This is a genomic window from Neorhizobium sp. T6_25 (assembly GCF_002968555.1).
Classification (GTDB): domain Bacteria; phylum Pseudomonadota; class Alphaproteobacteria; order Rhizobiales; family Rhizobiaceae; genus Neorhizobium.
Genome location: NZ_PVBL01000002.1, coordinates 464,301 through 474,599 on the forward strand (window position 1 = coordinate 464,301; position 10,299 = coordinate 474,599).

A 10,299-nucleotide genomic window follows, 5' to 3' on the forward strand; every position below is an offset into this window, starting at 1 on the left:
CGTTCCGCCCGCCTGCATTCCGGCTGGAACATCTGCGCGTCGCTTGCCGTTTCTCCCCGAAAGGAGAACGCCATGCAGAAGATCGAGATCGGGAACGAGGTCGCGTGGACCTGGGGGCGATCCAAGGCCAACGGCAAGGTCGCCCGGAAATTCACCAGCGACGTGGAGCGCAAGATCAAGGGCAAGACGATCAAGCGCAAGGCGGATGCCGATGAGCCCGCGTTCCTCATCCGCCAGGAAGACGGCGACCGGGTTCTCAAGAGCGAGTCCGAGCTGAGGAAGACCGATGGATAGCGAAATCCCCAATCACGTCCCGCCTGCCGAAGTGGCGCAAGCCGCTGAAAAAGGCTTGAAGCTCCGCTCCCAGCACCGCCGCGGCGGCACGATGGTGGGCGTCGCCAGAGCCCGGGACCTCAAGAACCGCAAGTCGATCTCGGAAAAGACGGTGCGGCGCATGGTGAGCTATTTTTCCCGCCACAAGGCGGACAAGCGTGCCGAGAACTTTGGCGACGACGAAAATCCGTCGACCGGTTACATCGCCTGGCTGCTCTGGGGCGGCGATGCGGGCCAGAAATGGGCCGAGGAGCACAAGAAGGCGATCGAAAAGGCAAAGAACGAAGCAAAGATGCGGCGGTTCACGCAGTCGCATTGAGAGCGGCCGCAAGATCTGCGATCGTCTGCCGCAAGAGCGGCGCGCCGCCCGGCTGCCAGCCCAGCGCCTTCAGTTTGTCCGTCGACATGACGTTGACGGCGGCGCGATCTGCCGGCGGCGGCAGGTTGTGATCGGACCCCGGCAGAGAGCCGAGGATTTCGCGGGTATCGGTCAGTATGTCCGACGCATTGAACACCTGGCCGGCGATCTTACCGGTCTCTGTTTCCAGCATGAGGCGAACGGCGGCGGCGACATCGCGACCATGCGTCTCCGTTCCCGCACGCGGCGGAACCGGCCGGCCCGCCAGATAATCCGAAAAGAGCGCGTCCCATTTATTGGGGCGCAGATTGCCGTAAACGCCGGTGAGCCGGAGAGACGAGGTGGCAAAACCGGGGGCCGAAAGCTCCGCCAGTGCTCCCTCGGCCCAGAGTTTGATCTCGCCGTAGAGCCCGTCCGGCTTCAAAGGCAGGTCTTCGTCAAGCACCGTTCCGGCCGTGTGCCCGTCATAGACGGCCCTGCTCGAGAGGAAGACCGCCCGGCGGGTGCCGGCCTTCCTGGCGGTCTCGAACAGCTTGACGGTACCATCGAGGTTCAGCCGGCGGAAACGATCGGGATCATCGCCTTCGCCGCCGCGGTATTTTCCGGGCAAATGGTCGAAGGCGGCATGGACGAAGAAGTAGGCCTCGTCGAAAGCTTCGATCTGGTCGAGGGCGGGATCGAGCGAAAGGGGCGCGAACTCGACGGGTTTGGAAAAGAAGCCAGGCGCCGGCGGGCTGCGCCCTCCAACAATCACCTGATATCCGGCATCGATGAGGCCTTCGACGATGTAGCGACCGACCAGGCCCGTTCCGCCCGATATCAGCACCTTCATGGCGTTTCTCCCGGTTTTGGCAGCGTGGAGAGGGCGGGGATCTCGCGATCCTCGTAAAATGCATGCCAGAGGTCGATCAGCGGCCGCAGCTGGTTGGCCTTCGGGTGATCCTTCTCCCACGGCTTCTCATACTGGTAATGCAGCACGCCGATGCTTTCCCAGTTCCAGAGATCGGGCATGTTGAACCAGACGTATTGCAGCATGTTCATGAAGACCGGCAGGCCGTGCCAGTCGCGGAAGAAGGTTTCCAGAAACGTCTGGTCGGTGCGCCGCCAGAAGGCGTTCGGCTGGTCGAGTGCCGTCAGCATGTTTGCGAAAGTCTCGGCAGACGGTTTGGCGACGAAGACGCCGGAATTCAGCCGGTGAAAATCCGAAAGGTTTTCGTAGACGTTCGGGGCGGCGGAGAATTCCGGATAGGAGAACAGCTTGTCGATCGGCTTCAGCACCAGCGCGTCGGCGTCGATGAAGATGCAGGTTTCGTAGTCGGTGAGCTGCCAGAGCCGAAGCTTGCAAAAATTGTCGAGCGGCGTGTGGAAATCCGGCTTGCGGCCTTTGGTGAAGGGGGCGGTTCCATGCAGGTTTTTTCGCGCATGCCGTTCGTTGAAGGCTTCGGAGAGCGGCAGGTGCTCGACCTCGACCAGGCGGCAGCCGAGGGCTTCGAGCGGGGAGAGGGCAGGGCGCTCGACGCCGCCTGTGTGGAGGACGACGATATCGGCCTCAGTGCCGGTGCGGCGGATGGATCGGGCCAGCGCGGTTGCGCCCATGGCGTAGTCGGCATTGGTGACCAGGGTAACGAAGGCGTTGGTCATGAGGGCGTCCCACTCACGACACCGACTTCAACCTCACACCCTCCGGGTCATGTTCCACCTTGGCGGCAATGTCCCTCGTCCAGGCGGAGACCGCCGGAACGCGTGATCTGTCAACGCGGTAGGCATATTTCTTCGCAACGTCGACGATCTCTCCGAGCAGTCCTTCGCCAAGCGTCGTCGGTTCGAGACCGAGGCCGAGGAACTTTTCGTTCTTCACCACCAGCTCGTTTTCGGGCGCTTCCTTGCGCGGGTTGGGCAGCCAGGCGATCCTGGAGCCGCTCATCCGGGCGATCATCTCGGCAAGATCGCGCACCCGGTGGGTCTCGGTCATCTGGTTGAAGATCTCGACGCGGCTGCTGCGGGCAGGCGGGTTGTTCAGCGCGATCTCGATGCAGCAGACCGAATCCTGGATGTGGATGAAGGCGCGGGTCTGGCCGCCGGTGCCGTGGACGGTGAGCGGATAACCGATCGCCGCCTGGATGAGAAAACGATTCAAGACCGTCCCGTAATCCCCGTCATAGTCGAATCTATTGATCAATTGCGCGTGCCGCCGGGTCTGTTCGGTATGGGTGCCCCAGACGATGCCCTGGTGCAGGTCGGTGATCCGCAATCCGTCGTTCTTTGCGTAGAACTGGAAGAGCTGCTGATCGAGGCATTTGGTCATGTGGTAGATCGAGCCGGGATTGCTCGGATAGAGAATTTCCTGGGAAACGGTGCGGCCGTCGGCCGTTTCGATGCCGACCGGGAGGTAGCCTTCCGGGATCGCCGCTCCGACCGTCGAATAGCCGTAGACGCCCATCGTGCCGAGATGCACGAGATGCGCGTCGAGATCGAGTTCGACCAGCGCATTTAGGAGGTTATGGGTGGCGTTTACATTATTGCTGACGGTGTAGTTCTTGTGCCGGTCGCTCTTCATCGAATAGGGCGCGGCACGCTGTTCGGCGAAGTGGATGATGGCGCCCGGGCGGTTTTTTGAAAGCCAGCCCTTCAGGAGTTCGTAGTCCCTGGCGAGGTCGATCAGATGGAAATGAATGCGGCGTCCGGTCTCGGCATGCCAGATGCGGGTGCGTTCCTGGATGCTGTCCATCGGCGTCAGCGACTGGACGCCAAGCTCCGTATCGATCCAGCGGCGGGAGAGGTTGTCGAGGATGTGGATCTCGTGGCCGGCGTCGGACAGGTGAAGCGATGTCGGCCAGCCGACGAAGCCGTCGCCGCCCAGGACTGCAATCTTCATGAGTTACTCTCCGCTGGTTTTCGACTTATTTCCTGATAGGGAGGATATGTGACAGCACGTCAAAACTGGGGCGGCATTGCGCGCTTATCCAGTGGAGTAGAGGGAATTTCCAAGGCAAGGCCATGAAGGAACACAATTTTTTGTTATCGGGCGAATTGATGGAAGGTGGCCATCGGCTGGCCCAGCGCGTCTATTATGAAGACACGGATTTTTCAGGCCTCGTCTACCACGCCCGTTATCTGCATTTCCTGGAGCGCGGCCGCACTGACTATCTGCGCTGCCTCGGCTGCGAGCAGAGCGCGCTGCTTTCCGCCGACGAGGAGGGGCTGGTCTTCGTCGTCCACCGGATGGAAATCGACTTCAAGCAGCCGGCCCGCATGGACGACATCCTGATCATCCAGACGGTGACGGAAAAGGCGGGCGGCGCCAAGATGGTGCTCAACCAGGAGATCCGCCGGGGCGAAACGCTGCTGATCGCCGCAAAAGTGGTGATCGCGGTCATCAACAGGCACGGGCGTCCGCGCCGGCTGCCCGAGAGCGTGGCGGAAAAGTTTCTCGGGCGTCCGGCCGAGCAGGTGAATCCGGTCTAGACCCGGGCCTACGGGCCACCGCAGGCATGCTGCGAATCGGCCATCGCCCAACTCTGCCCGGTGCGGGCGTTGGTGACGAAATATTCACGGCCTCGGTCGTCGCCCTGCGGGCAGCGCTTGGGAATGGCAATCAGGCACATGGTCACCTTGTCGCCGGGCTTGGAGGCAATCAGCGCCTCCTCGCGGGCATAGGAAACCTGATAGCCTTCATTGGCATATTCGATGCCGGTTCCGGCGTCGTAATCCTCGTCCTTGATGGGATCCTGGCCGACCCGCGGATGGACCTCGGTGACGTTGGTGACGGAGCATTGGCCGATCTTCGCGGGCAATGTCGGGGAGGGCTTGGCCCGGCCGCCCGCGATCGTGCTGGCAGTGATGTCCGCGGGGATGCTCTTAGGCCCGCCGAGTTCTCCAAGGACCGCAATATACGTGCTCAGAACGCAGGATCGGTCGGAGCCGCAGGATGACCGGTCGCTCGCGAAGTCCCGCAGAATCTGACGGGTCTCCGCCCTTTTCTCCCGTTCGGCCTTTTCCTGGACCCGCGGAAGCAGCGTATCCAGCGCCGAAAGGAGGGGGTCGTTGCAAACTATCCGTTCATCGGGCGAGGGGACGCCCTTGCAGTCGAACGAGGCGGCATGGGCCGGCACCGCGATCAACATCGTCAAGGCTATCAACACTGCGCGCCACATGGTGTGTCCCCGAGAATCCGATTCTGACAGTGTCATAACCCGTGAATGAGAAAAAACTAAGTTGGAAGTTGCCGGCTTTCCTTGTTCCAACTTCAAGTGATCTGGGAACTTGCGATTGCAAGGCCCGCCTAAACCTTTCGTTAACGATAATGGTGTCTTACTGAGACATGAGGAATTTGTGCAACGCACGCCTTCCTTTGACCAAAATTGAAAGCGAGAAGCCAAGCTTGAAGCTCAGGGTATCTTGGGGTTAGGGCTAAGCGGATCCAGCGGTCAAAGATATACTCGCGAGAGCGCTTTTGAACCGCCCGGTCCTCAACGCCGGGCGTTTGGATTCGGGGATAGTAGATGGAACAGGTAGGTTTGGCGGCAGCGGCGAGCGAAGTAAGCCTCTGGTCGCTGTTCATGCAGGCCGGTCTGGTCGTCAAGCTGGTGATGATAGGTCTCATCGGCGCATCGATCTGGACCTGGGCGATCGTGATCGACAAATATGTCAGCTTCGGCAAGGCCAAGCGCCAGTTCGACCAGTTCGAGCAGGTCTTCTGGTCCGGGCAGTCGCTGGAAGAACTTTACCGTACCCTGTCGGAACGGACGAACACCGGCCTTGCCGCGATTTTCGTCGCCGCCATGCGCGAGTGGAAGAAGAGTTTCGAGCGCGGCGCCCGATCGCCGATCGGCTTGCAGATGCGTATCGACCGGGCGATGGACGTCACCATGTCGCGCGAAGCGGAAACCTATGAGGCGCGCCTCGGGTCGCTGGCGACGATCGGCTCGGCCGGTCCGTTCATCGGTCTGTTCGGCACCGTCGTCGGCATCATGACTTCGTTCCAGGCGATCGCCGGGTCGAAGTCCACCAACCTCGCCGTCGTCGCACCGGGTATCGCCGAAGCGCTGCTCGCCACCGCGATCGGCCTGGTTGCCGCTATTCCGGCGGTCATCGCCTACAACAAGTTCACCGCCGACGCCGGCAAGCTCTCTGGCCGCATGGAAGGTTTCGCGGACGAATTCTCCGCCATCCTGTCGCGCCAGATCGACGAGAAGCTGCAGCCGCGCCAGGCGGCGCAGTAAAAGGCCTCTCGGGCTCAAGGAGTTACGTCTCATGGGTATGTCGGCCGGAGGAGCAAAATCGGGTGGCGGTCGTCGCAGGCGCGGCGGTCGTCGCGGCGGTGCGATCAGCGAAATCAACGTGACGCCGCTCGTCGACGTCATGCTCGTGCTGCTCATCATCTTCATGGTGGCGGCACCGATGATGACAGTCGGCGTGCCGATCGACCTGCCGGAAACGCAGGCGAAGGCGATGAACGCCGACACCCAGCCGATCACCGTCTCGGTCAATCCGAAGGGTGAAATCTACCTGCAGGAAACGCCGATCGGCCTTGACGAGATCGTGCCGAAGCTTCAGGCGATCGCCACCACAGGCTATAACGAACGTATTTATGTGCGCGGCGATACGACCGCGGCCTACGGCGTCGTCATGAAGGTCATGGCCCGCATTTCTTCTGCCGGGTACAAGAATATCGGCCTCGTGACCCTGCAGGAACAGGAGAAGTGATCGCGGCGCCATGAAGGTCAGTCTCGGCACATCGCTGGTCCTACACACGCTGGTACTCGGCTTGGCGCTCGTTTCGCTGAGCGCGCCCGCGACTTTCGACGTGGCCGAAGTGGACGCGCTTCCCGTCGACATCGTCTCCGTGGAATCGATCACCCAGACCCAGCAGGGTGACAAGAAGGCGCCTGCCAGCCAGAAGCCTTCGCCCAAGGAAACCAAGAACCAGAAGATCGTCGAGAACGCCCAGAACGCGGGCGAGAACGACGTCGACCTGAAGACACCTCCGACGCCGACCACCAAGCCGCAGCCGACCGAAACCACGGCTGCTCCGAAGCCGGTGGAACGGCCGACGCCTACCCCGACGCCGGAACAGAACCAGGTCAAGGATATCGTCAAGGAAGAGACCGCTCCGAAGCCGACGGAGATGGCCGCTCTGCCGCAGCCCAAGCCGGAAATCACCCCGCCGAAGCCGGAAGCGACCCCGCCGAAGCCCGAGCCTACGCCGCCAAAGCCGGAGGCCGCCAAGCCGACGGCCGTGCCGCTGCAGAGCGAAAACACGTCCGAGACGGGTGAACTGCCGCAAGCGGTTCCGACGCCCGCCTCAAGGCCCCAGCCGCCGAAGCCCGAACCGCCGAAAGAGCAGGCCAAGCCTGTTGAAAAGCCGGCCGAGGCGAAGCCGGATACGGCCAAGGCAGCCGAGGCGGCCAAGACCGACAACAAGGCGACCGCATCCGTCAAGCCATCCGACAAGAAGGAAGGCAAGCAGCAGGAAACCGCCAAGTCGTCGTCTTCGATGGCGAGCGACTTCAATGCCGACGACATCGCAGCCCTGCTGAACAAGCAGGAGGCATCCGGCGGCGGTGCCAAGCGTTCCACCCAGGTGGCCGCCCGCGGCGATACCAAGACCATCGGCGTCGGCCTGAGCTCCAGCGAGATCGACAACGTCAAGGGGCAGATCCAGGGCAACTGGGCGCTCGTCGGCGGTTTGACCGGCGTCTCGGAAGTGCGCGTGAAGATCAGGGTGCAGCTCGATCAGTCCGGCAATATCGTTGGCGATCCGGAGGTGACGGCCACCGGCGGTCCGGAAGGAACCCGGCGTGCGGTCGAAGGCAGCACGCGCCGCGCCCTCATGAAATCCGCCCCGCTCAAGAATTTGCCGGTCGAAAAATACCAGGGCGAAAAGGGCTGGAATGTTTTGGTGTTGAACTTCGATCCGTCGGAGTTCGCATTGTGAGCCGGCAGGTATGGAACCGATGCAGAAACAGATGACACGGAACCTGCCCCGAAACTCTCGTATTAAGCTGAAAGGCTTGTTTCAATGATCAAGAGTTCTTTTTTTCGCGCCGTGATGGTGGCCGCGGGGATGTTGACGGCAATGATGGCCGCGACCCCGGCCAACGCTGTTGTCGAGATCAACATCAACAAGGGCAATATTCAGCCGCTGCCGATCGCAGTGACGGATTTTCTGTCGAACAACGATCTCGGTGCACAGATTTCCCAGGTGATCGCCGCAGACCTGCAGCGCTCCGGGCTTTTCGCGCCGATCAACAAAAGCGCCTTCATCGAAAAGATCGCCGATCCCAACAAGGCACCGCGCTTCGAGGACTGGAAGGTCATCAATGCGCAGGCACTGGTGACGGGCCGTATCACCCGCGAAGGCGATGGACGCCTGCGCGCCGAGTTCAGGCTGTGGGATACGTTTGCCGGCAGCCAGATGACCGGCCAGCAGTTCTTTACCCAGCCGGAGAACTGGCGCCGCGTCGCCCATATCATCGCCGATGCGATCTATAAGCAGATCACCGGCGAGAACGGCTATTTCGATACCCGCGTCGTGTTCGTCTCCGAAAGCGGGCCGAAGACCGCCCGCCAGCGCCAACTGGCGATCATGGACCAGGACGGCTTCAACGTCCGCATGCTGACCAACACCAAGGATATCGTACTGACGCCGCGCTTCTCGCCGAGCCGGCAGGAAGTCACCTACATGTCGTTCGAGGGCAACCAGCCGCGGGTCTACCTGCTGCAACTGGAGACCGGGCAGCGCGAAGTGGTGGGCAATTTCCCGGGCATGACGTTCTCGCCGCGGTTCTCGCCGGACGGCCAGAAGGTGATCATGAGCCTGCAGCAGGAAGGCAATTCCAACATCTATACGATGGACCTGCGCTCGCGCACCACGACGCGGCTTACCTCGACGGCTGCGATCGATACCTCGCCCTCCTATGCACCGGATGGCGGGCGCATCGCCTTTGAAAGCGACCGCGGCGGACGTCCGCAGATCTACGTGATGAATGCCGATGGTTCGGGCCAGACCCGCATCTCGTTCGGCGACGGGTCCTATTCGACGCCGGTCTGGTCGCCGCGCGGCGATCTGATCGCCTTCACAAAACAGTCGGGCGGCAAGTTCTCGATCGGGGTGATGAAGCCCGACGGCTCCGGCGAGCGCATCCTGACGAGCGGCTTCCACAACGAAGGCCCGACCTGGGCGCCGAACGGCCGCGTGCTGATGTTCTTCCGCCAGAATGCCGGCGCCGGCGGCCCGCAGCTCTATTCCATCGACCTGACCGGCTACAACGAACTCCAGGTCAAGACGCCTTCCTACGGTTCGGATCCTGCGTGGTCGCCGCTGCTCGAATAGGGCGGCTTGATGAAAGAGGCGGATTTCCGCCTCTTTCCCGCCCCAATCTGCTGAAAATGAACGAAAAGGGACATCGGGAATATTTTGTTAACCATAAGAATTTGATCATGGTTAACCCAACCCGGTTAGAATCTGGAAACTCTGAAAGTTACTGATCAAGGAGAGACCGGCCATGAGCCGCATCGATACTTCGGCGATGAGCCGCATGCAGATCCTCGCCCGCAATCCTGCCGTTATCGCCCTGACTGTGGCGCTTGCACTGGCCGGCTGCGCCAACAAGAAGAACCTGCCGAACAATGCCGGTGAGCTCGGCCTCAACGGCGCCGGCGCCGGCGCTTCAACGCCCGGTTCGACCCAGGACTTCACCGTCAATGTCGGCGACCGCATCTTCTTCGACACCGACAGCACCTCGATCCGCGCCGACGCTCAGCAGACGCTCGACCGTCAGGCACAGTGGCTGGCGCGTTATCCGAACTACGCGATCACCGTCGAAGGCCATGCCGACGAACGCGGCACGCGCGAATACAACCTGGCGCTCGGCGCCCGCCGCGCTGCCGCCACCAAGGAATACCTCGCCTCGCGCGGCGTTCCGGCGAATCGCATGAAGACCATCTCCTACGGCAAGGAACGCCCGGTTGCCGTCTGCGACGACATCTCCTGCTGGTCGCAGAACCGTCGCGCGGTCACCGTCCTCGGCGGCGCCGGCATGTGATCCGGGCAACAGCTCGATAATAAAAGGCGGTCTTCGGGCCGCCTTTTTGTTTTTTCCATAGTTTAGCCCTGTTTTCCGGGATTTTTGACCGGGAGCTCGGTTGCTTTTTGCCGGCAGTTGGAAAAATCTCCTCTCGCGCCAATCCGGCGCAGACTAAAGAGCAGGACGGACAAAGATGAAGAAACTTGTCTTGGCAGCGATGCTGGGGCTGATGGCGACGAGCGCCCCGGCCGGGGCTTTGTCGCTGCCGAAACTCTTCCAGGGCAGCAATCAGCCTGTTGCAGAACAGCCGCGGGAAACCACTCCACCCCCGGTCATTCTGGCGCAGAGCAATGAGGCCGTCCGTATCCAGCAGCTCCAGGAAGAGGTCCGGCAGTTGAACGGCCGGATCGAGGAAATGAGTTTTCAGCTGCTGCAGATGCAGGAGCAGCTGCGCAAGACGCAGGAAGACAACGAATTCCGCTTCCAGGACCTGGAAAAGAAGAAGCGCACCGAAGTGGACGACGCGGCCGGGAAACCGGCCGTGGCGTCCAACCGTGCTCCCGCCGCCCAGCCCCCGCT

General features: G+C 61.7%; 12 protein-coding genes and 1 pseudogene. 9 read left to right on the forward strand and 4 right to left on the reverse strand.

Annotation, left to right across the window (positions count from 1 at the left end):
* Positions 1-72 precede the first annotated feature (72 nt).
* Positions 73-294 carry a DUF2945 domain-containing protein gene (locus C5L10_RS04415; protein ID WP_105428662.1) on the forward strand — a complete coding sequence of 74 codons (222 nt, stop codon included), beginning with the start codon at positions 73-75 and terminating at the stop codon, positions 292-294.
* Positions 287-652, forward strand: a complete 366-nt coding sequence (locus tag C5L10_RS04420) for a hypothetical protein (RefSeq protein WP_046666781.1) — start codon at positions 287-289, stop codon at positions 650-652. Before C5L10_RS04415 ends, C5L10_RS04420 begins: the two co-directional genes overlap by 8 nt.
* Here the strand turns inward: C5L10_RS04420 and C5L10_RS04425 are convergent.
* From C5L10_RS04425 to C5L10_RS04435, 3 genes are read right to left on the reverse strand one after another with little or no spacing between them, the layout of a single operon-like run.
* Positions 636-1,523 carry an NAD(P)-dependent oxidoreductase gene (locus C5L10_RS04425; RefSeq protein WP_105428663.1) on the reverse strand — a complete coding sequence of 296 codons (888 nt, stop codon included), beginning with the start codon at positions 1,521-1,523 and terminating at the stop codon, positions 636-638. The two genes, C5L10_RS04420 and C5L10_RS04425, sit on opposite strands and share 17 nt — an antisense overlap.
* On the reverse strand, positions 1,520-2,332 hold the full coding sequence (locus tag C5L10_RS04430; protein WP_105428664.1) for a glycosyltransferase: 813 nt from the start codon (positions 2,330-2,332) through the stop codon (positions 1,520-1,522). The genes C5L10_RS04425 and C5L10_RS04430 overlap by 4 nt, the downstream gene beginning before the upstream one ends.
* Before the next feature lie 13 nt (positions 2,333-2,345).
* Complete coding sequence (locus C5L10_RS04435; RefSeq protein WP_105428665.1) at positions 2,346-3,566, reverse strand: NAD-dependent epimerase/dehydratase family protein; 1,221 nt, start codon at positions 3,564-3,566, stop codon at positions 2,346-2,348.
* A gap of 122 nt (positions 3,567-3,688) precedes the next feature.
* On the opposite strand from C5L10_RS04435, the gene ybgC reads away from it, so the two are divergent.
* On the forward strand, positions 3,689-4,156 hold the full coding sequence (gene ybgC, locus C5L10_RS04440) for a tol-pal system-associated acyl-CoA thioesterase (RefSeq protein ID WP_046666777.1): 468 nt from the start codon (positions 3,689-3,691) through the stop codon (positions 4,154-4,156).
* 8 nt (positions 4,157-4,164) lie between these two features.
* Here ybgC and C5L10_RS04445 read toward each other — a convergent pair whose 3' ends face one another.
* Positions 4,165-4,845, reverse strand: a complete 681-nt coding sequence (locus C5L10_RS04445) for a lysozyme inhibitor LprI family protein (RefSeq protein WP_172716905.1) — start codon at positions 4,843-4,845, stop codon at positions 4,165-4,167.
* Between the two features lie 348 nt (positions 4,846-5,193).
* On the opposite strand from C5L10_RS04445, the gene tolQ reads away from it, so the two are divergent.
* The 6 genes and pseudogenes from tolQ to C5L10_RS04475 form a co-directional block, all read left to right on the forward strand.
* Complete coding sequence (gene tolQ / locus C5L10_RS04450) at positions 5,194-5,913, forward strand: protein TolQ (RefSeq protein ID WP_105428667.1); 720 nt, start codon at positions 5,194-5,196, stop codon at positions 5,911-5,913.
* A gap of 31 nt (positions 5,914-5,944) precedes the next feature.
* Complete coding sequence (gene tolR / locus C5L10_RS04455; RefSeq protein ID WP_046603574.1) at positions 5,945-6,397, forward strand: protein TolR; 453 nt, start codon at positions 5,945-5,947, stop codon at positions 6,395-6,397.
* Between the two features lie 10 nt (positions 6,398-6,407).
* A complete protein-coding gene (locus C5L10_RS04460; protein ID WP_046634959.1) occupies positions 6,408-7,628 on the forward strand; it encodes a hypothetical protein in 1,221 nt (406 codons plus the stop codon).
* Between the two features lie 84 nt (positions 7,629-7,712).
* Positions 7,713-9,026 carry a Tol-Pal system beta propeller repeat protein TolB gene (gene tolB / locus C5L10_RS04465; RefSeq protein ID WP_046634961.1) on the forward strand — a complete coding sequence of 438 codons (1,314 nt, stop codon included), beginning with the start codon at positions 7,713-7,715 and terminating at the stop codon, positions 9,024-9,026.
* 172 nt (positions 9,027-9,198) lie between these two features.
* The gene (pal, locus tag C5L10_RS04470) at positions 9,199-9,738 is read left to right on the forward strand and encodes a peptidoglycan-associated lipoprotein Pal (protein WP_046634963.1); all 540 of its coding nucleotides are present in this window, start codon (positions 9,199-9,201) and stop codon (positions 9,736-9,738) included.
* A gap of 199 nt (positions 9,739-9,937) precedes the next feature.
* A pseudogene (locus C5L10_RS04475) lies at positions 9,938-10,299 on the forward strand (tol-pal system protein YbgF); the annotation flags it as partial.

Coding starts and splice junctions, on each gene's coding strand:
- C5L10_RS04415 (WP_105428662.1), top strand. CDS start 73: ATGCAGAAGATCGAGATCGGGAACGAGGTCGCGTGGACCTGGGGGCGA.
- C5L10_RS04420 (WP_046666781.1), top strand. CDS start 287: ATGGATAGCGAAATCCCCAATCACGTCCCGCCTGCCGAAGTGGCGCAA.
- C5L10_RS04425 (WP_105428663.1), bottom strand. CDS start 1,523: ATGAAGGTGCTGATATCGGGCGGAACGGGCCTGGTCGGTCGCTACATC.
- C5L10_RS04430 (WP_105428664.1), bottom strand. CDS start 2,332: ATGACCAACGCCTTCGTTACCCTGGTCACCAATGCCGACTACGCCATG.
- C5L10_RS04435 (WP_105428665.1), bottom strand. CDS start 3,566: ATGAAGATTGCAGTCCTGGGCGGCGACGGCTTCGTCGGCTGGCCGACA.
- ybgC (WP_046666777.1), top strand. CDS start 3,689: ATGAAGGAACACAATTTTTTGTTATCGGGCGAATTGATGGAAGGTGGC.
- C5L10_RS04445 (WP_172716905.1), bottom strand. CDS start 4,845: ATGTGGCGCGCAGTGTTGATAGCCTTGACGATGTTGATCGCGGTGCCG.
- tolQ (WP_105428667.1), top strand. CDS start 5,194: ATGGAACAGGTAGGTTTGGCGGCAGCGGCGAGCGAAGTAAGCCTCTGG.
- tolR (WP_046603574.1), top strand. CDS start 5,945: ATGGGTATGTCGGCCGGAGGAGCAAAATCGGGTGGCGGTCGTCGCAGG.
- C5L10_RS04460 (WP_046634959.1), top strand. CDS start 6,408: ATGAAGGTCAGTCTCGGCACATCGCTGGTCCTACACACGCTGGTACTC.
- tolB (WP_046634961.1), top strand. CDS start 7,713: ATGATCAAGAGTTCTTTTTTTCGCGCCGTGATGGTGGCCGCGGGGATG.
- pal (WP_046634963.1), top strand. CDS start 9,199: ATGAGCCGCATCGATACTTCGGCGATGAGCCGCATGCAGATCCTCGCC.